The organism is Niastella caeni, assembly GCF_004834005.1.
Classification (GTDB): Bacteria; Bacteroidota; Bacteroidia; order Chitinophagales; family Chitinophagaceae; genus Niastella; species Niastella caeni.
Genome location: NZ_STFF01000001.1, coordinates 1,887,166 through 1,910,703, shown reverse-complemented (window position 1 = coordinate 1,910,703; position 23,538 = coordinate 1,887,166). Strand labels below are relative to the sequence as shown.

Genomic DNA, 23,538 nt, shown 5'->3' with positions numbered 1-23,538 from the left:
ATTAACGGGTGAATGAAACTCCATATTAGGTTAATTAGCCATCGGGTGTTATACCGATATAACTATCGGGCCGATGGGCTAATTAACCGTCTTTTTAAGCTTCATAGTTCCTAACTTCGGGGCATTGAGAATTTTAATTGGAGGAACTATATGGAGAATCAATCAACAGACAAGAAAGTATTTTTGCTCGACGCCCTGGCACTCATCTTTCGTGCCTACTATGCCCTTATCCGCAATCCCCGCATAACATCAAAAGGCAAAAACACCAACGCACAATTTGGTTTCATCAATACCCTGCTCGACCTCATCAATAACCAACGTCCAACGCACATGGCTGTTTGTTTTGATACGCAGGCGCCAACCGAACGGCATACCGAATTCACCGATTACAAAGCCAACCGCCAGGATGCGCCCGAAGACCTGATGGCAGCTATTCCCGATATAAAAAGAATTATTCGCGGTTTTAACATCCCGGTTCTTGAAGTAGATGGGTACGAAGCCGACGACGTTATTGGCACTTTGAGTAAACAAGGCGCGGCCGCAGGCTACCAGGTATATATGGTTACGCCCGATAAAGATTATGGTCAGTTGGTAGACGGCAACATAAAAATATACAAGCCTGGTTACCAGGGTGGCGATGCAGAAATTCTGGGCGCTAAAGAAGTTTGTGAAAAATGGAATATCAAAGAAGTGCACCAGGTGATCGATATCCTTGGGTTAATGGGCGATGCAGTGGATAATATCCCGGGCATAGCCGGTGTAGGTGAAAAAACGGCGGCGAAACTGTTGAACGAATATGGTACCCTGGAAAATGTGCTGGAAAATGCAGACAAAATAAAAGGTGCGTTGGGAGAAAAGGTTCGCAATGGAAAGAACGCCGCAATTCTTTCTAAAAAACTGGCTACCATAATTACCAATGTGCCTATAGAGTTTCATGAAGAAGATTTCCGTCTGAAAGAATGGAACCGCGAGCTGTTGAAAGAAGTATTTATAGAACTGGAATTTAAAACGGTTGCCAAACGCATCCTGGGTGAAGAGATAACGATCGTGCCGGGGGCAGTGCCACAAGGAGTGCAAACCGATTTGTTTGGAAATGTGGTAGAAACCGGAAAAGCAAAACCGGAAGCAAAAGCGCCAAAAACAGAAAGCACAGAAGAAGGGGGTGCACAGGAAGAGGAAGTAGTTCCCGCCGCCGGAAAAAACATTCACAATACTGCGCATCAATACCGCACTATTCAGGAAGAAGCCGCTATTAATAGCCTCGTAAAAGAATTGCTGGAAGAAAAAGAGATCTGCTTCGATACCGAAACCACTGGCATGGATGCCAATGATGTGGAATTGGTAGGTATGAGCTTTTCGTTCAAACCAGGTGAAGCGTATTACATTCCTTGTCCCGCCGATCAGGAAGCAACACATAAACTCTTAAAGCACTTCGAACCCGTCTTCAATAAAAAAGAAGTTTTGTGGATTGGCCAGAACCTGAAATACGACATGCTGGTTTTGAAATGGTATGGCTACGAATTAAAGGGCGAAACCTTCGATACCATGCTTGCGCATTATGTAATAGAACCCGATGGTAAACGCAGTATGGATATGCTCAGCGCCCGCTTTTTGGGATATGAACCGGTACCAATAGAAGAGCTGATAGGTAAAAAAGGTAAGAACCAGTTGAACATGCGCGATGTTGCTATAGAGAAGATAAGCGACTACGCGGCAGAAGACGCTGATATTACTTTGCAGTTAAAACAGGTGCTCGCCCCGCTCATAAAAAGCCGCGAAGTAGAAAAAGTATTTCACGAAGTAGAAAACCCATTGGCAAAAGTGTTGATGGATATGGAATATGAAGGCGTAAAAGTGGATGTGGATTTTCTGCGTGAGTATTCAAAAGAGCTGGAACGCGAAGCGGCGGTGGCAGAAGACAGTGTGTACAAGCAAGCCGGCATTAAATTCAACCTCGCTTCACCCCGCCAGTTAGGCGAAGTGCTTTTCGAAAAACTGCAACTTGATCCCAAAGCCAAAAAAACAAAAACCGGTCAATACGCAACGGGCGAAGATGTGTTGATGAAACTCGCGCATCAGAACAAGATTGTAGAAGACATCCTGGTGTTCAGGGAACTTACCAAACTCAAATCAACATACGTTGATTCGTTGCCCGAACTGATCAACCGTAAAACTGGTCGCGTGCATACTTCCTATGCCCAGGCGGTGGCCGTAACAGGCCGGTTGGCAAGCAATAACCCCAACCTGCAGAACATTCCTATTCGCACAGAAAGAGGCCGCGAAATTCGTAAAGCATTTATACCGCGCGATAGCAACCGCGTGTTGATCTCCGCCGACTATTCGCAAATTGAATTACGCATTGTTGCCGGCATCAGCGGCGATCCTGCCATGTGCGAAGCATTTAAAAAAGGCGTGGATATTCACACCGCCACAGCAGCAAAAGTGTATGGGGTAGAAGAATCAGCCGTTACCAAAGAACAACGTTACAAAGCCAAAAGTGTAAACTTTGGCATCATCTACGGACAGGGCGCGTTTGGATTGGCTGATAACCTCGGTATCAGCCGCACAGAAGCCAAAGAGATCATTGACAATTATAAAAAGCAGTTTTTTGGCATCCAGAAGTATATGGATGATACCATCAATTTCGCCCGTGAAAATGGTTTTGTGCAAACGATCATGGGCCGTAAACGCTGGTTGCGCGACATTAATTCTTCCAACTTTACCGTACGCGGGTTTGCAGAACGAAACGCCATTAACTCACCCATTCAGGGTACGGCGGCAGATATGATCAAACTGGCGATGGTTAAGATCTATCACGAATTCCGCAAGCATAAATTCCAATCAAAAATGATCCTTCAGGTGCATGACGAATTGGTGTTTGATGCGGTACAGGAAGAAATAGAAACTATCAAACCCATCATTCTCGAATGTATGCGGTCGGCGCTGCCCTTACCCAATGAAGTGCCTGTTGAAGCTGAAATAGGTTCAGGCATAAACTGGCTGGAAGCACATTGATACAAATTGAAAATTTCCTTATAAAAACAGTAACTGTAATTCGGTTACTGTTTTTTTATTGCACCATCATTGACTGCACCTGCTGCCAGATATCTTTAGCGATTAAGTCTGGAGAACGATTGCCATCAACAATAACAATATGCTCTACTGCCTTTAATTTTTCAAACGCTTCCATATATTTTGCTCTCACCAGTTTCAGGTTATCGAGCGTTTCGAACAGTTCAATGTTATCCCGGTTGGCGTGCAGGCGTTGTATACTTGTTTCGGGGGCAACGTCTATGAATATATTGATATCGGGTCGTAGAATATCGGCGCTCATGGAGTTGGCTTGTATCACCCAATCCATACTCATATGTGTGCCCTGGTAAGCGTAAGATGAAAAACAATACCGGTCGGTGATCACCGTAAAGCCTTCTTCCAGTTTTTTAACAATGCCATTCTCTTCATTCAACAAATGATCTAAACGATCCGCTACAAACAAACCGGCTATGATCCGGTGATCGGCTTTCGTATTACCCTTTAAGATATTCCTGATCAATTTACCAATGGGGTTATCTGTAGGCTCAAAGGTGCTGTATACTTTATGCCCCTGACTGGTTAATTGTTCGGTCAACAGTTTTGTTTGGGTGCTTTTACCGCTTCCGTCAATTCCTTCCAGGGCAATAAATAGGTTATTCCGCTTTTTCATATCTAAGTCGCCCAAAAATACACGTAAAAGATCAAATAGGTGCAAGTTTGAAGGCTTGCCGTTGATGAGTTGACAAGTTCAGGAAGTTAACAAGCGCAAATGCTTGTACTGGCAGTATGCATAATATTAAGCATTAATCATGGAATTAAAACCCCAGAAAACCGGTAACTGGTAACCTCACGTAAGATTCCAATTCTGCAACAACCGTCCTGTTAAAAACTCATTAATTTAATCGCAAAAACCACCCCTTTAACACTTGTTTTGTCTAATATTTTGTCAATGTTGGGATATTTACAAACCCCTAACTAAAACTGCCGTCGAATGGTAGTAAATTAAAGTAAGAATTCCCCGTAATGGATTTTTCTAAAAATATAAACTTCCCTATATGAAGATCTTTACACTGGTGGCCGTTTTGGTGGGTAGCATGATCACTCACTATGTTATGGCCCAGGAAAACTGGCCCAAAACAGCAACAACTTCCGAAGGCACCATCATTAAGTTGTATCAATGGCAACCCGAATCGTTTGCTGATAACACCTTACAGGCACATGCCGCTATTTCTGTATTGGAAAATGGCAAATCGGAACCGGTGTTTGGCGTAGCCTGGTTAAAAGCCACTACGGAAACCCAGGGCCAGCAGGTACAGGTTAAATCCATTTATATCAACAACATCAAGCTCCCCGGCGAAACCAACGACGATAAGCTGGAAAGCATCGCCAATACCATTGAAGAAAAAGTTCCATCCTGGAACATTTCTTTTGCACAAAGCGAGCTGCAATCGTCCCTGGATCTGAATAAACAGCAAACCAGTCTGGCCAACCAGATCAGCAACACGCCGCCTAAAGTTATTTATACCAATGTTCCTTCTATCCTGGTTTCAATAGACGGTACGCCTAAACTGCAGGCCAACAAAGACTGGGGTGTTGAGGCGGTTGTTAATACACCTTTTGTTCTTATAAAAAACCGTGACAGCAAGTTCTACTTATATGGTGGTAAGCACTGGTATACAGCGCCCGCAGCAACCGGTCCATTCAAGCTCATCACCGATATTCCTTCCAACCTTGACAAAATAGAAGCTGCGATCAAAGAAGCTGATAAAAAAAATCCGGAAGAAGGAAAAGAAACAGACGAAAATACCATTTACAATATTGTAGTGACCACCGAGCCCGCAGAATTGATCCAGTCGAAAGGTGAAGCCAATTTTGCAGCGATGCAGGGAACTGGATTACTGTATGTGTCTAACTCTGAGAACGATATTTTCATGGACATCAATTCACAACAGTATTATGTGTTGTTGTCTGGACGTTGGTTCCGCTCCAAAACCCTCAGCGGTAGCTGGCAGTATGTAGCGGCAGATAAGTTACCCGCCGATTTCGCCAAAATTCCTAAAGGATCACCTAAAGACAATGTGCTGGCCAGTGTAGCCGGAACCGAAGAAGCGCAGGATGCCATTGCCGAAGCACAAATACCCCAGACCGCCAAAGTAGAACGCAGTAAAGTACGTGCAGATGTTGATTATGATGGCGACCCTCAATTTGAAGCTATTGATGGAACCGATATGTATTATGCTACCAATACGCCGGTATCGGTAATTCGCTGGCGGGGCCGGTACTATTGCGTTGATAATGGTATCTGGTTCGAATCGTACAATGCAGTAGGCCCCTGGGTAGTTTGCGTAAACCGTCCTTATGCCGTAGCACTTATTCCACCCCGTTACCCCGTATACTACATGAAGTATGTGGACATCTATGATGTAACGCCCGATTATGTTTATATGGGTTATACGCCGGGTTATTTGAATGCGTATGTATATGGACCAACTGTAGTATATGGAACCGGTTATTACTACCGGCCCTGGTACGGCCATTACTACTATGCACGTCCTTATACCTGGGGTTTTGGCATCCGTTACAATCCCTGGTTCGGTTGGGGATTTGGCCTTGGGTTTGGTTACGATTGGTTTAATGTAAGCATAGGCTTTGGTAATCCCTGGGGTTATTGGGGTTATGGCGGCTGGTGGGGACCACGCGTTTATCGCCCCTGTTATTACGGCCCTTCTTATTATTACCGGGGTGGTTACTATGGTTATAACAGCTACAGATCATATCGTCAATACAACAACGTAACAGTTATTAATAATTATTATAACAATACCAATATATATCGCAACCGGGGCGGTATTGTAAGCAGGGATAATCCCCGCCGCTATGCACCTGATAGAGGTAACCGCTATGGCGGTAATAATCGCCGGATGGATGTTGCTAACAACAGTAGCCGGTTCAATAATGATAGTCGCAATTTTGACAATCAACGAATTGACAACAGCAGAAATTTCAATCAACAGAACGGCATGTATAACCGGCAACGTACGAACCCGGCCAGTGGAAATAGCAGGGATTGGAGAAGCCCGGGAAGTTCAGACAGAGTTGTTGTACAACCGCAGAATCGGGAGAGAATAACCAATCCTTCTAATGGTTACCGCAATTGGAATAATAACAATAACAACAACATTCCAAACCCTCAAAACGACCGGGTACAGCAACCGCAAAGGCAACCGGTAAGAGGCTTTGATCAACCCGGCGGAAATCGCTTTGAGAACCGCGCTCCACAACAACGCGCGTACGAACCATCATCAAATGGTAACAGAGGTAGCTTTGGTGGTAACCGCGGCTTCCAGCAGCAACAAAGCCGGCCGGCTCCCCAGGGTAATATTTCAGCGCCACGAAATATTGAACCTCGCCACAACGGCGGTGGTAATGGTGGCGGCTTTTCAAGACCTTCCGGCGGAAACAATAATAATGGCGGCGGTTCTTCTGGTGGAGGTGGCGGCCGTGGCAGAAGGGTTTTCTAATTTGATCCTATAAAATATATTTTGCAATCCTCCCGGTTAAACCGGGAGGATTTTTTTTATCGTGCAGAAAGAACCATCCCCTGATTGGGTATTATGCAACGATGTACAAAATAAAGCTCAAACACACATAACAATTGCATGCAATTTGAACAATTCATAGGCGGTCGTTACATTGATCTTGAAAGGTTAACCGATGATCATATTACAGGGTTAGCGTCAATTGCCTTAGATGAAAGGATCTGGAAAAACCTGCCTTATAACATAACTAACAATTGGTCGTTCGGGATTTTTATAAAAAAATTGCAGGAGAAAAATCTTAAGGAACAACAGCTAACGTATGTTATACGGAACAAAGCAAACCAGGTGATTTGTGGAAGCACGGGCTTTTTAAATATTGATGCGGTTAATCAACAACTTGAGATCGGCCCTACCTGGTTATCACCAATTGTTTGGGGTACAAAGGTTAACATAGAAAGTAAATATTTACTATTGGCCCAATGTTTTGAAAGACAGAATATCATGCGGGTAGAATTCAAAACAAGAGAAGCCAATCACCGGTCACAAAAAGCCATTGAAAAGATCGGCGGCATTAAAGAAGGACTCTTACGATGCCACCGCAAAAATGACGATGGAACATTCCGCAATACGATTGTGTATAGTATTATTCAGCCAGAATGGCCACTCACAAAAACGTTGCTTGAAGGATTGATTAATAAATAATTGCTATAGTTTTTTTTAAGCAAACATTTCGATTTTAGAGAAATATTTTTGATCTTTCGGCGTTCTATTTACAGAAAATCGTTTCTGTGAATTATACCCTTAATCTTATACTATGAAACGAATTTTAGCTTCTTGTATTCTTTTTTTATTCATTTACACACTCTACGCCCAGTACGATACTTCGCAGTTTACGGGTTTGTGGGTATTACAATCAGTAAAATTTAAACGCCCTGTTGATCTCAATAAAGATGGTTATCGTTCTTCAGATGCCTTTTGGGAATTTGATGAATGCAGAAAAGATCAGCAAATTGAGTTGTTACCAGATTACAATGCAAAAACCTATTATGGCTCCAACAAGAGCGGATGCACCAACGAAGTAAAAACCTATAAATGGAACCTTAAAGAAGAGTTGGTAAAAGAAGTGAAATATGAACTGGGAAAAAGAGTAGTAGATGAAAGAAGACCCACTGTTTTAAAACTGAATGATGTAACAGGTAATGATGCGAAAGTATTTGTAGTGATCGGTGTTGATGAAAATATACTCACGTTAAAAGGCCTGGTTAAAAGCAGCGCCAATACAACGGAAGAAGCCATTCTTATTTACAGGAAACGTAAAAAATAAGGCAGAAAAGAAATTATAAATTTACAACTATCGTAAACGGCTATCTGTGAACCGCATAGATAGCCGTTTTTATTTTGATATTCACAAGAACGACGTAATTTCACATTATTATGGAGCCAGTAATCTTTTATTGTTACGATGCGTATTGTAACTGGTGTTATGGGTTTAGTGGGGTTATGTTGCAAATAGCAACGGACTTCAGGGATAAAGTACAATTTGAAGTGCTTTCGGGTGGAATGATCCTTCCCGAATCACCAAAGCCAATAAGTTTGATGGCCGGTTACTTTTTAAACAATTGCAAAACAGTAACCGAACATACAGGCGTTACCTTTGGGGAAGATTTTCTATGGCATATTAAAAACCCTGATAGGAGCGACTGGTTCCCTGATTCAGAAAAGCCGGCCATTGCCATGTGTGTGTTTAAAGAATATCATCCCGATAAACAGGTAGCGTTTGCAGCCGATCTGCAATATGCATTGCAATATGAAGGGCGCGACTTGTGCGATGATGAGGCCTACCGGCATTTGTTGGAGAAATATGCAATACCTGCCGATGCGTTTTATAAACTGGTGAAAGACCCGGCTTATAAAGAAAAAGCACAGTATGAATTTGACCTGTGTAAACAACTGCAGGTAAAAGGATACCCGGCAGTATTATTGCAGGTAAATGAATCGAAATTCGTTATGCTGGCATCAGGTTATACAACGTATGACGTATTGAAGCAGCGGATAGAAAGCGCGTTACAGGAATAAATTTTCAGGCATTCAAAAATCAGCCCATGATTGTTACCATTACCATGAACCCCGCGGTTGACAAAAGTACCTCAGTTAATAAACTGGTACCGGAGAAGAAAATGCGTTGCAGTGAACTCATTACCGAGGCAGGGGGCGGCGGCATTAATGTAAGCAAGGCCATAAAAGAATTAGGCGGCGAATCCCTGGCCATTTTCCCATCAGGTGGTATGAATGGTAAACTCATCGAAAACTATCTTACAGCACAACAGATCAATTTTAAATGTCTTCCCGTTGCACATGAGACCCGTGAAAATATTGTTGTGCGCGAAACGGATACCAATTCTCAATTCCGCTTTGTAATGCCGGGAGCGTCGCTTACTGAAAAGGAAGCACACACCTGCTTCGACATATTACAACAATTGCAACCCCGGCCATCAATTATAATCGCCAGCGGCAGCTTGCCACCCGGTTTGCCAGAGGACTTTTTTGGACAGTTGGCCAGAGTGGTAAAGCAGTTAAATGCGCGGTACATCATTGACACATCAGGAAAACCTTTGCAGTTGGCCGCCAAAGAAGGTGTGTATTTGCTGAAACCCAATTTAAGTGAACTGTGTGCATTGGTAGGCAGGGAGCATCTTGAATTGAATGAAGTAGATGATGCAGCAATGGAGGTCATTAAGGAAGGCAGGTGCGAAGTGATGGTAGTTTCTATGGGGCCGTCAGGTGCTTTGTTGGTTACCCGCGAAGGATGCGAGCATGTGCCTACGCCAACCGTAAAAAAGCAAAGTACCGTAGGAGCTGGCGATAGTATGGTAGCCGGCATGGTATGGATGATGGCTCAGGGAAAATCATTATCAGAAACGGTGCGGTTTGGCGTTGCCTGCGGAACCGCTGCCACCATGAACCCCGGCACACAATTATTCAAAAAAGACGATGTATACCGCCTGTATGAATGGATAAATAAATATGCGGATAAATATAAAATGAACCTCGACTAAAAAGGCAACGTGGCAATAAGGCTTTATTTACCTTTTTCATTTCTCTGTTTTTCATTTTTTATTCTTCATTCTTTTTATATAGTCGGTTTTTCATTCTTACCAATTGCTCCTAATTTGGTGGAAATTATTTGTATGAGGAAGTTATTCATCATTGCCGGTTCCTTACTAATACTTCAATCTGCCATTGCCCAGACTTCCGCACACATGGATTTTGAAAAATACACGCCCACTTCTACGCTTGTGGTTCCGGAACATAAAACAGGCCGCGCCCGTTTTCCATTTATCGATGTACACAATCACCAGCGAGGCATGTCTGCATCAGACCTCAAAAGCCTGGAAAAAGAAATGGATAAATTAAACATGGCGGTGATGGTAAACCTCAGTGGCGACAATGGCAACCGGCTTCAAAACAAAATCGACAATATTCGTTCAACCAGTCCCAAACGATTTATAGTTTTTGCCAATATCAGTTTTAACGGCATTGGCGAACCGGGCTGGACGGAAAAAGCCGTTAAACAATTGGAAGAAGATGTTAAGTACGGCGCCAACGGATTGAAGATCTTTAAAAACCTCGGACTTTCTGTAAAAGACAATTCCGGCAAACGCGTCACCGTAGATGATCCCCGGCTCGATGCCATTTGGGCTAAATGTGGTGAATTAAAAATTCCCGTCCTCATTCATACCGCCGATCCCAAACCTTTTTGGGAGCCCGAAGATGAACACAACGAACGCTGGCTGGAAATTACTTCACACCCCGCCAGAAAAAGAAGTGATACCGATCCTGCCCCCTGGGAGATCCTGATAGAAGAACAACACCGCATGTTTAAAAAACACAGCCGCACCACATTTATTGCCGCGCACTTTGGCTGGTATCCAAACAACCTCACCAAGCTTGGACAATTATTAAACGACATGCCAAATGTGTGTGTGGAGTTTGGCGCTGTGATTGCAGAACTGGGCCGGCAACCCCGCATGGCCCGACAGTTCTTTGAAAAATACCAGGACCGGATCTTATTTGGAAAAGATAGCTGGGTACCTGAAGAATATGCCACTTACTTCAGGGTGCTGGAAACAGAAGATGAGTATTTTCCTTATCACAAAAAATACCACGCCTTCTGGGCCATGTATGGCATGGGATTGCCCGATGCTATTCTGAAGAAAGTATATTACAAAAACGCCTTGCGCATTATACCTAACATTGATAAATCGCAATTTCCAGAATAACTAGTGGCATTTCTTCCTATTTCACCCGTGTATAATTAAAATCTGACCCCATTTCCTTTCCATTCTTGCTGCCCTCAATTCGGGCGCGCAAATCGTTTGCTGAAGCCAGGTCATAAATTACCCGCTGCGGAAAATCATGCTCTTTGTTTTCAAACACATAGCGGTTGTTATTGCAGGATATCAACTTGAAAAGAACCGGCTGCCGATTGTTCTGGTCCTGCACAACCGGCGTGTAAAAAATAGCATCGCCCTGCAAAGAAATAATTACGTTTTCAAGCAGTACGGTGTCGTTGTTCCTGATTTTATAACTGCGGCCAAGCAATTCTTTATCGTTCTTTACCTCCCACTCTTCGTATATAGCACCGCGTTGTGAATCCATTTTCCATAAACCGGTTAGTTTATGCAGCGGCTTGAATTCCCTGTTCGAAAAACCCGGTTGCGCTTTCGACACATTCAATAATATCAGCAACAACCATATAGTAGTAACCCATTTTTTCATATGCCGGTTTTTAGTATAGCTTATGAAATTACAAAAAGACATGTTGCTTTCTTTCTTTTTCGTCTGCGCGCATTCCCGCTTCATCCGGTATTAATTGATATTTATCAGCTTACACATATTGGTACTTTTTTTGATCCTTTATCTTTAACAAAAACTAACAGATATGAAAAAGCTTGTTACTATGGCCTCTGCCGTTCTGTTTATAATCAACAGTTTTACGGCCAGTGCGCAACAAACACAGCAGGATTCAATGATGAAAGCATGGAGTGCCTACATGACCCCTGGCGACGTACATAAAATGATTGCAAAATGGGATGGAAAATGGAAAGAGGACCTAACGTTCTGGATGCAACCGGGAGCTCCGCCAACCAAAAGTACCGCAACTTGTGTAAATAAAATGATTATGGGTGGAAGGTATCAGCAAAGCACTCATTCCGGTGTAATGATGGGCCAGCCTTTTGAAGGCCAGGGCACTTTAGCCTGGGACAATGCCCGTAAAATGTTTATCAGTACCTGGATCGATAACATGGGAACCGGTATTATGTATATGGAAGGTCCCTGGGACAATGCTACCAAAACCGCTACTTTAAAGGGAAAAACAACCGACCCAATGACAGGAAAAGAAATGGATGTAAGACAAACTTTTAATGTAGTTAACGACAATACACAAAAACTGGAAATGTTTATGACGCAGGATGGCAAGGAATTCAAGACCATGGAAATTATATTCACCAGGGCAAAATAATTCTTACAATAGCGCCCTGGGTTGACTAAAAAGTCAGGTATGCAAGGGTGGGTCCGCCTCTTAAGGTTGGCTCACCCTTATTTTATGCACTAAAGCAGGGTGAGCCACGCGCGGCGGAAGGCCTTTTTAGTTGGCCCCTGTTTGCTCAATTTCAAAAAGTCAAATCCTAACCTGCTGTGGGTTTTACAAGAGCCTTACTTGTTTTTTACTTTGCCAAACAAGGTATTAACCCGGACCAAACAGGGACCTCATAAGGATAAAATCCCTGTGAGGTCCCTGTGAGGTCCCTGTGAAGTCCCTGTTAGGTCCCTATGAGGTCCCTGTGATTCCAGTTAAAGTTCCACTCCGAACCCAAAAGTGTCACAGGTCATAACCCTGAAAAACCAAGCGATTTGATTTACGATTTTATGCGTACAGGGAAGCAGGGCGAAATGGTCGCTATAAATACCCGGTTAACAGGCTCAAAACAAAAGTCCCGGAGTTTTTAAACCCCGGGACTGGTATATAAACGCCCTTTCTGGATGTAGTTTATTGAAGATCAGCTATTCAATACCTGCTTCAGCTTCACATTCTTATTTCGCAAATCGATACCTCCCTCAACAATCGATTTCAGGTTAGCCAGGTAAAACGTCCAGCCGGTTTTGCAGCCAACATGAAAATTGAGCTTTCCCTGTTCATCAATCGGAATGTCTTCCTGTATCAATTCCACAATATGCTCACCTTCTTCTGGTCTTATGTTCACCGAGCAAATACCCGCTTTGCCAAAACTGAATTTGAAATAATCTTTATTGTTCAGATCAAGTATTTGCCCATGTTCAACAGCTTCATCTGAATAGCCGTGCCACAACCATTTATAGGTATCGCCTACAATTACCTGTTCTTCTGCGGCCCTTTCTTTTCCATCATTATTCCTGTATTCACTCAAGCGAACAAACCAGCTTTCCATACCTGCACGCGTTGCCCAGGCAAGGTACAAGGTTTCTATAGGCGCACTTACATTAATGCGCGTTACAAACCGGCTCCAGTCAATAGTCGACATACGCTTACATTTTAATTATCGCATGTTGGGAACATCCCGGGCTGTAAACCTGTGATCTCCCAAACAAAAAAATGACAGTTCAATCACTTCATGGCCGGCACGGAATGTATCCCAATGCGATTGCCTTCACTATCAATAAAAACACCCATATGGCCATACTCGGGAGAGATCTCCGTTTTGGGTATGATCACTTTTCCGCCGGCTGCTTCTACTTTATCCAACACCCGTTGTACATCGGGATTAGCATTTAAATAGATCAGCGGCCCTTCGGTTGAAGAAGGTTTAAAAAAACTGTCGCCCGTATGCACGAGTGCACCTCCAATACCAGTCATAGGATCATCGATAGGGAACATGCGCATTTTAATATTTGGAAAGTCGTCCATAGGAATTAACTGAACACCCAATATGGCTTCATAAAATTGTTGTGCCCGGTTAAGATCAAGAACAGGAATTTCAAACCAACTAATTGCACTGGTCATAAAGCGGCGATTTTAAGCGTTAATAATAATTAATAAGGTGTGGCACGCTTACATGGATCGGCTTAACAAAGTGTGCCACACCTAATAAAGCAATTAATATGCTCAACAACCCTCAGGGTTTTTTCATGGCTATACGGTTGTTATATATTGGCTAACTAAAACAGTTGTTGCCATACCTCCACTTTTCTATCGCCAGGCCCCGATGATGGCGCCCATCAGCACTAATGCCACAACACTATAAAACCCATTAATAAAGATCAATCGCCAGGGTTTTAATTCAAACAAACTATGAATAGCAATAGCGCAGAAGGTCCAGATGCCGGCGAGAAAACCAGCGGTAGCACCCCAGGCCACATCGGGTTTGGGTGCACATTGAGGCGGGCAATCTGCTGCCGGAGAAAGGAACATAGCGAGGTTTACTGCCATCAGCAGGGAGAAAATAAGCGTAAAGCCAAAGATCTTTCCTTTGTTACCGCCTTTTCTTATTTGTTCTTCAGTAAAATTGTTATCCTTCATCCAGGCTTTACCAAAAAGACCGGGCGAGTACCAGATACCGCCTACTACAAAAGCAGAGATACCGGCAACTAACACCGCCCACCAGTTTATCAGTGGCATTGTCATAAGCAAATAATTTTTGTAAAACCCGTCAGGTATGAAGCAGAGATTGTTTAATCCAACTTATTTTTCATGGCTGATTGATTGCCCAGACCTGACAGGTTTTATGGTTAATTCAAATCTATTTGCTAATTTTTACACGCTCAACTAAAAAGGAATCAGGCTGGAAAAGCAGGGGATCAATATCAATAATAAGCCGATAAAAAAAACCGGTGCTTCCGAAAGGTTGAATGATATCGGGTTCAGGGTAATTCTCATCCCGGCATTTGGGGTGCTTATACCTTTGGTTACCGGCATGATCAATCAAGCAGCTCTTTCGCTTTGGCAAATCAAACTCAGCTTTCTGTATACCATTGGCATTGCCTTTATAATATGGGAGGGGAACCGCTATCTTCTTTTTACGCTACGCAGTTATTTTGACTGGTTCAATAAACCGGTACGCAAAATAGTGGTGCTGGTATTGACAATATCTTTCTACACCATTCCCATCAGTGCATTGCTGCTGGTGATCTGGTATAAATTATTTAATGCGGGCAAAGTTAATTGGGATGTAATTGCCACCACCACCCTGATCATTATGATCTGCGTGTTGTTTATTACGCATATTTATGAAACCGTGTTTTTGGTGCGGGAAGCAGAAAGTGAAAAACTTAAAAAAGAACAGTTGGAAAGAGCCCGCGCAGAAGCGGAGCTTGAAGCGCTCAAAAATCAAATTGACCCGCATTTTATTTTTAACTCGCTGAATACGTTATCGTACCTGATTGAAAAAGATCCGGTAAAAGCCAGACAGTTCAATGATAACCTCGCAGATGTATATCGCTACATTCTTCAGAATAAAGCCCGCGAGTTGGTGTTGTTGCATGAAGAAATGTTATTTTTAAACGATTATTTTTCTTTATTGAAGATCCGGTTTGAAGAAGCTGTACAATTACAGATCATGCTCGATCCGGCATTGTATGATCAGTATGTTATACCGCCCATCTCTTTGCAGATCCTGGTAGAAAACGCCATCAAGCACAATGAATTTTCTGATGCTGTTCCCCTGGTAATTACCATTGAAATGCAAAAAGATGAATTGATCATTCATAACCAGGTACGAAAAAAAATTTTACGCAAAGCCTCTTCGCGCATCGGTTTAAATAACCTGGGCGAACGCTATAAATTAACTACCAGTAAAGAGATCAGTGTTACAGAATCGGCCAGTGATTTCACCGTTTCGTTACCGGTTTTAAAAATTGCCTGATAAACAATAAATACCTTCCAGATGAAATGTGTTATAATTGAAGACGAAAAACCTGCAGCAGAAAAATTACTTTCGTTACTTGCTCTGTGCGATCAACCGGTTTATGTTGAAGGAGTGCTTGGCAGTATCAGGGAGGCCATCGATTGGTTGCAACAGCATCCCGCCCCCGAATTAATTTTCATGGATATTGAACTCAGTGATGGGTTGTCCTTTAAAATATTTGAAGAGATCAATGTAGAGTGCCCGATTATTTTTACTACCGCTTACGACGAATACTGGCAGGAAGCGTTTGAGTATAACAGCATCGATTACCTGTTGAAGCCAATAAAGCCTGAAAAACTGGAAGCGGCCCTTAAAAAGTACCAAAAATTAAAACAGCATTTTACCGGCAATTACCAGTCTTTGGCCCAATGGCCATCGGCACAGTCCCAGGGAGGTTATAAAAAGCGGTTCCTGGTAAAGCGCGGCACCGATTACATTAGTATTAAAGCTGAAGAGGTGGCTTATTTTTATGCCACCCATAAACTGGTTTGCATGGTAGACAGTAGCGGACAGAAATTTATCATGGACCAGTCACTGGCCGATATTGAAACCCAGATAGACCCCGCGGTTTTTTACCGGGTTAACCGGAAATACCTGGTCAATATGAGCGCTATTAAACGAATAAAGGCATATTCTAAAAGTAAGTTGTTGCTTGAAGTGGCTCCCCTGGTTACCGAGGATATTATAATCAGCCAGGAAAATGCGGCCGCATTTAAGCAATGGATGGGGCAGTAATTAAAAAACCCCGATAATATAAACTACCGGGGTACATCCTATAACGAGTGCATCAGAGCCATTAATTATTTCCGCCGCCGCCACTACGATTTCCACCGGGGCCACCGCCACCGCGTTGCGGGCGTAATGTGGGTTCTATTTCATCCTTCCATTTCTTGAATTGATCTTCTGTAAACACCTTTTTCAGCTTATCGTCGCGCTCGCCAATCAGTTTTTGATTTTTTTCACGCATTTGTTCCCGATCGGGGGCGCCGCCGCTGGCCCGCATTTCTTCAAACATTTTATCCTGCGCTTTAAAGAAATCCATAAAAACGCTATCGCTTTTAATGATTTGATCTTTATCCAGCTTCAGATCCACCAGTTTTTCCTTGGTAAGTTTTAACTTTTCTTCGGGAGTACGGCGTTGAAATCCACCGCCGCCCTGCGCCTGAACACCTAATACCCCAATTATTGCGATCGTTAATAATAATATCGTTTTTTTCATACTATGAGATTTAGTTTTAGGAAAGTAGATGATAGTTGGATGCCGCTTTGTGCGAAAACCTTCGCCGGGATAAAAATTATTGCCTAAAAAGTCAAAAAAAGCCCGCAGGTCAGTTTATGGGACCAAAATGCCCGGTAAAGGGTGCGAATTAGCCCGGTCCTTATCTTTCAGACTATTTTGGAACACCGTTTGCCAAATTCAGATTATCTTGCAACTCCTTAAAAATTTTGATTGATATGGAATACGCTAAAATTGTTGCCGTAACGGGTTTACCAGGATTATTCGAATTGGTGAGCAGTAAATCTGATGGCGCTATTGTACGGTCACTGGAAGACAAAAGCACAAAATTTGTTTCGAGCAGGATACATAATTTTTCTCATCTCGAAAGCATTGAAGTATATACAGTTCGGGATAATGTTAACCTGGTAGATATTTTTACTGCCATGGACAGCAGCGGCGAAAAAATGCCCGATGAAAAAGATAATGCCGCCGTTAAAAAGTATTTCGAAAAAGTTTACCCCGATCTGGATTTCGACCGCGTATACTCAAGCGATATGAAGAAGATGGTAAAGTGGTTTGGCGTGCTGAAGTCGAATAATATTGAGATCAAGCTGAGAGAAGCAGCTCCTGAGGAAGAACTGGTTGAAGAAGCAGTTGCTGTTGAAGAAAAAGCTGCCGTAAAAGAAGAAAAGCCTAAAGCTGCTAAAAAAGAAAAAGAAGTAGCAGGCGACGAAGAAAAGAAAGAAGCGGCTCCAAAGAAAAAAGCAGCTCCTAAAGCTAAAAAAGAAGAAGGTGATGCTGGCGAAGAAAAGAAAGAAGCAGCTCCCAAGAAAAAAGCAGCTCCCAAAGCCAAAAAGGAAGAAGGTGATGCCGAAGAAGCACCCGCTAAAAAGAAAGCAGCTCCAAAAAAAGACGCTAAGAAGTAATTTAATAAACTTTAATAAACTAAGGCTACAGGCTGCTGGTTTTTATACCGGAAGTTTGTAGCTTTCTTATTTTAAAAAGGTGAACTAATGAATCATACTGCAGACATAAAAAAATTGCCCCGGCACTTTTTGCCGGAGGATTTTACGGTAACTACCTGGGATAATCTTGAACCTTATTTTAAAAATCTCCTCGACAGACCTGTCAATTCAAAGGCTGATCTGGAAAAATGGTTACACGATATGAGCGAGCTGGAAGCCGTGGTGAGTGAAGATGCCTGCTGGCGTCAGATAAAAATGACCTGTGATACTGAAAACAAGGCGCTGGAAGAAGCATTCGTGTTCTTTGTAACAGAGATCCAGCCTAAAATTCAACCCTATGCCGATAAACTGAATAAAAAACTGGTTGAAAGCCCGTTTGTAGCCGAGCTTGACCAGAAGAAATACTTTACCTACCTGCGCAGTGTTCGTAAAAGCATCGAGCTGTTCCGCGAAGAAAATATTCCCCTGCAATCGGAACTGGCTGTGTTAGCGCAACAGTTCGGAACTATTGCCGGTAAAATGACGGTTGAAGTAAACGGAAAGGAATATACTCTGCAACAGGCTTCGAAGTTTTTAGAAGATCACGACCGTAATTTACGCGAAAGCGTTTATCGTAAAATTAACGAACGGCGCCTGCAAGATAAGGAGACCCTGAACAACCTCTATACGCAGCTAGTTCAAAAAAGACACCAAGTAGCTAAAAATGCCGGCTTCGATAATTACCGCGATTATAAATTTAAAGAGCTCGGCCGTTTTGATTATTCCAAGGAAGATTGCTTTCAGTTTCATGAAGCGGTTAAACAGCATATTTTACCCCTGGTAAACATAATCAACGACCGAAAAAAGAAAAAACTGAACCTTCCCACTTTGCGTCCCTGGGACTCGGAAGCAGAACCGGAAGGAATAACTCCACTAAACCCCTTTAGCACTGGCAGTGAATTGTTGGAAAAAAGCATTCAATGTTTTGATCGGGTGCATCCCTTCTTTGCAGACTGCCTGCGGAAAATGGGCGAAATGAAACGGCTCGACCTTGACAGCCGCAAGGGAAAAGCCCCGGGCGGGTACAACTGTCCGCTCGCCGAAACAGGCGCCCCCTTTATATTCATGAATGCGGCTGGCCAAATGAGTGATGTTACCACCATGGTGCACGAAGGCGGCCATGCGGTGCATTCATTTCTCGCCCATCCATTGGAGTTAACTTCTTTTAAAGAGTATCCCATGGAGATAGCCGAAGTGGCCAGCATGGCGATGGAATTGTTCAGCATGGATGCCTGGGATGTGTTCTTTGATAAAGAAGAAGACCTGATACGGGCAAAGGAGCACCAGTTGGAAAGAGTGATCACGATCTTCCCCTGGATTGCCACAATAGATAAATTTCAGCACTGGGTATACGAAAATCCCGCGCACACAGCAGAGGAAAGAGCGAAAAAGTGGATGGAGATCTTAACCGAATTCCAGAGCAATGTAATTGATTGGGAAGGGCTTACAGAATATCGTACGTACGCCTGGCAAAGACAATTGCATTTATTTGAAGTTCCCTTGTATTATATAGAATATGGAATTGCACAGTTAGGCGCCATTGGTTTGTGGATGCAATTCAGACAGAACAAAGCAGCAGCAATTAACAACTATATGATGTCTTTGCAATTGGGTGGAACTAAAACTTTGCCTGAACTCTACAGCGCAGCAGGACTTGTATTTAATTTTTCGCCCGACTATATAAAACAGTTAATGCAGTTTGTAAAAGGAGAAATGGACAAACTAAACGTTCATCCCTAGCCGGGAAAAAAATACCCAGTTCATGGTATGCGAAATATTAATTCATTCTATTATATTTGTAGCACTAAAAATAAATTGATCTAGGTAGTTCTGCTACCTGCCATCATAAAATAGCTACTAATCAGAGCCTTAACCAAAAGTCCCGGTGTTTCTACATCGGGGCTTTGTTTTTTTAGTTATTTAATCTTCATTTAAGCTCCACAAATAAATCGCAAATAGTGCCGTGAAGCACTCCATTTAATCTAAGCAAAATTGTTTGAGCATTAGTGTTTTGCGAAATACTATGCTATTTTAATCATTCTTTAATCTGGGGGCTTACTATTCTTTTTTATAGAAAATAAAAATACCGGTTACTGCACACCGGGATAATAGTACGAATCGGCAGTTAATACACCGCTGCCGGCTAACCGGAGATAATAATTTAACTGATGGCAGTCAGTTTTTTTACCGGCATTCCTTGCATAAACCGGTTACCACCATCTGGTATTCGTGGGGTAAGAACCCACCAGGAAGTTTTACTTCAGGAACAGTTACATCGGCGAGGCAAATTGTTTTTCCGCACTCGCTGCAAATAAAATGCACATGGTTATCGTGATGGTGCCCTTCGCTGCAATCATCTTTGCACAGGGCATATAATACTGAATTATCGGCGGTAGGAATATTATGAATAATGCCTTTTTCCAAAAATGTTTGCAGGGTGCGGTATACAGTGACCCGGTCAAATTTTTCACCGGTCTTTTTTTCAATATCGCCATGTGCCAGCGCTCCATTGCTCATTAAAAATAATTCCAGGATCCTTTTGCGGCTACCGGTTACACTCAGTTGATTTTTACGGAGTATTTCGTCTATCTGTGCATCCATTGTAAAAACATTAACCATTTGCAGTATTAACTGCCAAACAAATTATTTGAAAACCGCTCACCGGAGCTGCGTTCATTCAACAATCGCTTTATGTCTTTTTTCAATTCTTCAATCTCCTGCTTTTTTAAACCGTCATAAATTTTCCGTACCCGTCCGGTTTTATCTACCAGGGCAAAAAACTGGGTATGCAAAAACTGGTCGCTTATATTCTGCAGATTATTATTGGGGTCATCTAACAGGTAGCTGTTCCGGGCTGCTTTGTACAGGCTATCCTTTCTTCCGGTCAAAAACACCCAGCGCTGCGTATTTACGTGTAACGAATCGGCGTACCATTTCAACCGGGCTACATTATCATTATCAGGGTCTACCGTGTGCGACAGGATCATAAAGCCTGGTTCATCTTTATATGCATCATACACCTTCAGCATATTGGTATTCAGCATGGGGCATATACTTGGACAGGTTGTAAAAAAGTATTCGGCCACATACACTTTGCCTTCCACATTTCTTTGGGTGGTTGCCTGCCCATCCTGATTGGTAAAGCTGAAGGGCTGCACCCGGCTTACCACCGGCAGCTTCACTTCCCCAAAGCCTGGTATAACCTGGGTTAAGGCCACATAAAAGGCTATCACCAACACCACGAAAAAAGCAATATAGAAGATCACTTTCCGGCTCATAGCATGAATAATTTTTCAGGCCGTAAAGGTACGGTTACCCATTTCGCCACCAATGAATTTATTTTTATAACGAATCTTTTTGCAACAAAGTTGCATGCCAGTGCATTTACTTCTTATCTTCGTGGCCATGAATTTTAGAGTAAATTGGGATGCAATGGGGGTGGCAGCTTCACTGGCTTGCGCTATCCATTGCGCAATTTTACCCCTGCTGTTAACCAGTTTGCCTGTTTTAGGCATAAATATCATTGATAATGAGGCGTTTGAGTATTTTATGATCGTTCTGGCCTTTGGCATTGGCGTTTATTCCTTACGCCATGGTTATAAAAAACATCACCACAGCACATTGCCCATTATTATGTTTTCAATTGGCATTAGTGGCCTGATAGCCAAGCAAATATGGCATAAATACCAATTGTGGATCCTACCTTTTGCCGTATTGCTGATCGTGGCTGCCCATTTAATGAATTTCAGGGCCTGCCGGGTACACAACCACGCTCATGAAGATGACTGTGACCACTAAACTAGCTGTTACGAACTACCGAACTGTTGCTACCTGCTTTCAACCCCGGGTAAATTCCAGTTCCGGGCCATCCGTGTTATTTTTCACAGTCCAAAGTTTTTCAAAATAAGAAACAATTGCAGCGGGCTTTTGTTATTTTTGTAGTCAACTTAAAAGAAGGAAGTATCATGATCAAAACAGGAAGCCCTGTCATAAGTATTTATACAGAAATGACGCCTAACCCGGAGACAATGAAGTTTGTGGCTAACAAATTACTGTATCCTGGTAAAAGCATTGATTTTCCGGATCTGGAAAATGCCAAGGCCTCGCCACTGGCTACTGAACTTTTTGGTTTTCCCTTTATAAGAGCCGTATTTATTGCCAGCAATTTTGTAACGCTTACAAAAACCGCTGAAACCGAGTGGAACGATGTAATTCCTACCATTCGCCAGTTTTTGAAAGAATACCTGGAAGAAGGAAAAGTGGTGATCAACGAAGAAGAAATAGCTACTATTAAGCAGGATAGCTCGAATGTAGTTGCCGCAGATGATGACGATGTGGTTAAACGCATTAAAGAATTACTGGAAAATTATGTAAAGCCTGCCGTTGAAATGGACGGTGGGGCTATTCAATTTAAAAGCTACAGCGATGGCGTTGTAAACCTGATGTTACAAGGTTCATGCAGCGGCTGCCCTTCATCGATGATAACATTAAAAGCTGGTATTGAAGGCATGATGAAGCGGATGATCCCTGAAGTTAAAGAAGTAGTGGCAGAAGCAGAATAACGTATTACGTTAACATATTTTAACGCTTGTTTAAACCTTCCCCAAAAGGGAAGGTCTTTTTTTTGTATGTATGTGAATGAGAGCGAGAAAAATAATTATTACAATGCACAAATTTCACGTTTGCCGTTTCACGATTAAACCATTATCCATAGAAACGGTCAAACAGTAACTACATACAGTACTACCCGTATTATTCTTAGGCTTACCCCTTATCTGAACAGCTAGATTTTAATGGCACTGATTTGTTTCAACAGGCGGCATTTTTTTATGCAACCGGTGGAAGAGGGCAACGTATGTCATAACCATAAAAACGACTATTTATTAATCTAAAATCAAGAATTATGAAAGTACACATCCTGTTTATTACTACTGCAGCAGCTACCATTATTACCTCTGCCTCAAAAGCACAGATCAACCTGGGTTCCACAACTTCGGCTACCCTGCATTCTGCTACCAGTATTAGTACCAGTGGTGCTGCCGGAAATGCGGTTCAATCGACCCGTGCAAATGTTCAGAGCGCTTCACAGAAAACAGTAAGCACAACAAAATCAGTTACAGCCAATACCACTTCTTCCGCTAAGAAAGGTGTTGCCAATACTACCGGTAATGTTACCAATGTAGCAAATAATACCAATGCTAATACAAATGTTGGCGTCAATGTGCAAGGCAATGCAACAACTCAAGCAGGTACAGCCAATAGCAATAATAACGTTGCCGTATCAGCGGGCGCCGATAAAACAGTTAGTGTAAGCGGTAACACAAGTAGCCAGGCTAACGAACAAGTTAGTGGCGCTGCCGTTGAAAAAGTGCAACAAACAAAAGGTGCTGCCGTTACAAAAACCCAGGAAGCAGCCGGCAAAGTAAAATCAACTACCACCAACACAGCTAATGCAGTTAAAGAAACCGCTGCCAATACAAGCGTATCTTCTTCAACCGAGGCAAGTAGTGCTACGGCTGTTAAAGCCAGCAAGCAATAATAGGCCATCAGTGATTCATTTCCGGGGGCTGACTATAAAGGTTTATAGACCTATTTTAGATGGTTTGATTGTTGTAATCTCTGAATTCAAGCAGCGATTCTACCGCTCATAACTCCAACAATAGAACCATCAAACAATCAGGTAACTATTTAGTCAGCCCCATTTTTTCAACCTGCACTTACAAATTGTTTTATGAATCGTCCTTCCCGATGCACCCCGGAAGGTAAGGTCCATCTTGGCTAAACGACAATAAATATTTTCA

The 23,538-nt window shown here is 42.7% G+C and carries 23 protein-coding genes; 15 read left to right on the top strand and 8 right to left on the bottom strand.

The window, feature by feature from the left end; translation table 11 throughout:
- Nucleotides 1–150 precede the first annotated feature (150 nt).
- Nucleotides 151–3,015: a DNA polymerase I gene (gene polA / locus FAM09_RS07740; RefSeq protein ID WP_136576471.1), complete on the top strand. Its 2,865-nt coding sequence runs from the start codon at nt 151–153 to the stop codon at nt 3,013–3,015.
- Nucleotides 3,016–3,070: 55 nt separating this feature from the next.
- Here polA and tmk read toward each other — a convergent pair whose 3' ends face one another.
- Nucleotides 3,071–3,703, bottom strand: a complete 633-nt coding sequence (gene tmk, locus FAM09_RS07735) for a dTMP kinase (protein WP_136576470.1) — start codon at nt 3,701–3,703, stop codon at nt 3,071–3,073.
- Nucleotides 3,704–4,088: 385 nt separating this feature from the next.
- Here tmk and FAM09_RS07730 point away from each other — a divergent pair, with 385 nt between their 5' ends.
- The 6 genes from FAM09_RS07730 to FAM09_RS07705 all read left to right on the top strand — a co-directional run bounded on the left by FAM09_RS07730 (nt 4,089) and on the right by FAM09_RS07705 (nt 10,852).
- Nucleotides 4,089–6,554 (top strand): hypothetical protein, encoded by a 2,466-nt coding sequence (locus FAM09_RS07730; protein ID WP_136576469.1) that lies wholly within the window; start codon nt 4,089–4,091, stop codon nt 6,552–6,554.
- Nucleotides 6,555–6,692: 138 nt separating this feature from the next.
- On the top strand, nt 6,693–7,274 hold the full coding sequence (locus FAM09_RS07725; protein ID WP_136576468.1) for a GNAT family N-acetyltransferase: 582 nt from the start codon (nt 6,693–6,695) through the stop codon (nt 7,272–7,274).
- A gap of 112 nt (nt 7,275–7,386) precedes the next feature.
- The gene (locus tag FAM09_RS07720; RefSeq protein ID WP_136576467.1) at nt 7,387–7,896 is read left to right on the top strand and encodes a hypothetical protein; all 510 of its coding nucleotides are present in this window, start codon (nt 7,387–7,389) and stop codon (nt 7,894–7,896) included.
- 110 nt (nt 7,897–8,006) lie between these two features.
- The gene (locus FAM09_RS07715; protein ID WP_136576466.1) at nt 8,007–8,648 is read left to right on the top strand and encodes a DsbA family protein; all 642 of its coding nucleotides are present in this window, start codon (nt 8,007–8,009) and stop codon (nt 8,646–8,648) included.
- A gap of 26 nt (nt 8,649–8,674) precedes the next feature.
- Complete coding sequence (locus FAM09_RS07710) at nt 8,675–9,628, top strand: 1-phosphofructokinase family hexose kinase (RefSeq protein ID WP_136576465.1); 954 nt, start codon at nt 8,675–8,677, stop codon at nt 9,626–9,628.
- Between the two features lie 132 nt (nt 9,629–9,760).
- Complete coding sequence (locus tag FAM09_RS07705) at nt 9,761–10,852, top strand: amidohydrolase family protein (RefSeq protein WP_136576464.1); 1,092 nt, start codon at nt 9,761–9,763, stop codon at nt 10,850–10,852.
- A 16-nt stretch (nt 10,853–10,868) separates the two neighbouring features.
- Here the strand turns inward: FAM09_RS07705 and FAM09_RS07700 are convergent, their stop codons facing one another.
- Nucleotides 10,869–11,351, bottom strand: coding sequence for a DUF6265 family protein (locus tag FAM09_RS07700; protein WP_136576463.1), 483 nt, complete (start codon nt 11,349–11,351; stop codon nt 10,869–10,871).
- Between the two features lie 163 nt (nt 11,352–11,514).
- Between FAM09_RS07700 and FAM09_RS07695 the strand changes: the two genes are divergently transcribed.
- Nucleotides 11,515–12,096, top strand: coding sequence for a DUF1579 domain-containing protein (locus FAM09_RS07695; RefSeq protein ID WP_136576462.1), 582 nt, complete (start codon nt 11,515–11,517; stop codon nt 12,094–12,096).
- Nucleotides 12,097–12,634: 538 nt separating this feature from the next.
- On the opposite strand, the gene FAM09_RS07690 is transcribed toward FAM09_RS07695, so the two are convergent.
- From FAM09_RS07690 to FAM09_RS07680, 3 genes are all read right to left on the bottom strand, one after another.
- Entirely contained in the window at nt 12,635–13,135 is a 501-nt protein-coding gene (locus FAM09_RS07690; RefSeq protein WP_136576461.1) for an SRPBCC family protein, read from the bottom strand.
- A gap of 83 nt (nt 13,136–13,218) precedes the next feature.
- Nucleotides 13,219–13,614, bottom strand: coding sequence for a VOC family protein (locus FAM09_RS07685; protein WP_136576460.1), 396 nt, complete (start codon nt 13,612–13,614; stop codon nt 13,219–13,221).
- Between the two features lie 186 nt (nt 13,615–13,800).
- The gene (locus FAM09_RS07680) at nt 13,801–14,235 is read right to left on the bottom strand and encodes a DUF1761 domain-containing protein (protein WP_136576459.1); all 435 of its coding nucleotides are present in this window, start codon (nt 14,233–14,235) and stop codon (nt 13,801–13,803) included.
- Nucleotides 14,236–14,524: 289 nt separating this feature from the next.
- On the opposite strand from FAM09_RS07680, the gene FAM09_RS07675 reads away from it, so the two are divergent.
- Both FAM09_RS07675 and FAM09_RS07670 read left to right on the top strand, forming a co-directional pair.
- The gene (locus tag FAM09_RS07675; protein ID WP_136576458.1) at nt 14,525–15,472 is read left to right on the top strand and encodes a sensor histidine kinase; all 948 of its coding nucleotides are present in this window, start codon (nt 14,525–14,527) and stop codon (nt 15,470–15,472) included.
- 21 nt (nt 15,473–15,493) lie between these two features.
- A complete protein-coding gene (locus FAM09_RS07670; protein ID WP_136576457.1) occupies nt 15,494–16,249 on the top strand; it encodes a LytR/AlgR family response regulator transcription factor in 756 nt (251 codons plus the stop codon).
- Between the two features lie 61 nt (nt 16,250–16,310).
- Here the strand turns inward: FAM09_RS07670 and FAM09_RS07665 are convergent, their stop codons facing one another.
- Entirely contained in the window at nt 16,311–16,733 is a 423-nt protein-coding gene (locus FAM09_RS07665) for a hypothetical protein (protein WP_136576456.1), read from the bottom strand.
- Nucleotides 16,734–16,969: 236 nt separating this feature from the next.
- On the opposite strand from FAM09_RS07665, the gene FAM09_RS07660 reads away from it, so the two are divergent.
- Nucleotides 16,970–17,659, top strand: a complete 690-nt coding sequence (locus tag FAM09_RS07660; RefSeq protein WP_136576455.1) for a DUF5606 family protein — start codon at nt 16,970–16,972, stop codon at nt 17,657–17,659.
- Nucleotides 17,660–17,746: 87 nt separating this feature from the next.
- Nucleotides 17,747–19,477 carry a M3 family oligoendopeptidase gene (locus FAM09_RS07655; protein WP_136576454.1) on the top strand — a complete coding sequence of 577 codons (1,731 nt, stop codon included), beginning with the start codon at nt 17,747–17,749 and terminating at the stop codon, nt 19,475–19,477.
- 444 nt (nt 19,478–19,921) lie between these two features.
- Here FAM09_RS07655 and FAM09_RS07650 read toward each other — a convergent pair whose 3' ends face one another.
- Together FAM09_RS07650 and FAM09_RS07645 are read right to left on the bottom strand one after the other, a co-directional pair.
- Complete coding sequence (locus FAM09_RS07650; RefSeq protein ID WP_136576453.1) at nt 19,922–20,338, bottom strand: Fur family transcriptional regulator; 417 nt, start codon at nt 20,336–20,338, stop codon at nt 19,922–19,924.
- Between the two features lie 26 nt (nt 20,339–20,364).
- A complete protein-coding gene (locus tag FAM09_RS07645) occupies nt 20,365–21,015 on the bottom strand; it encodes an SCO family protein (protein WP_136576452.1) in 651 nt (216 codons plus the stop codon).
- Between the two features lie 127 nt (nt 21,016–21,142).
- Between FAM09_RS07645 and FAM09_RS07640 the strand changes: the two genes are divergently transcribed.
- The 3 genes from FAM09_RS07640 to FAM09_RS07630 all read left to right on the top strand — a co-directional run bounded on the left by FAM09_RS07640 (nt 21,143) and on the right by FAM09_RS07630 (nt 23,276).
- Nucleotides 21,143–21,535: a MerC domain-containing protein gene (locus FAM09_RS07640; protein ID WP_136576451.1), complete on the top strand. Its 393-nt coding sequence runs from the start codon at nt 21,143–21,145 to the stop codon at nt 21,533–21,535.
- 167 nt (nt 21,536–21,702) lie between these two features.
- On the top strand, nt 21,703–22,299 hold the full coding sequence (locus tag FAM09_RS07635) for a NifU family protein (protein ID WP_136576450.1): 597 nt from the start codon (nt 21,703–21,705) through the stop codon (nt 22,297–22,299).
- 341 nt (nt 22,300–22,640) lie between these two features.
- Nucleotides 22,641–23,276: a hypothetical protein gene (locus FAM09_RS07630; RefSeq protein WP_136576449.1), complete on the top strand. Its 636-nt coding sequence runs from the start codon at nt 22,641–22,643 to the stop codon at nt 23,274–23,276.
- The last annotated feature ends 262 nt before the right edge of the window (nt 23,277–23,538 follow it).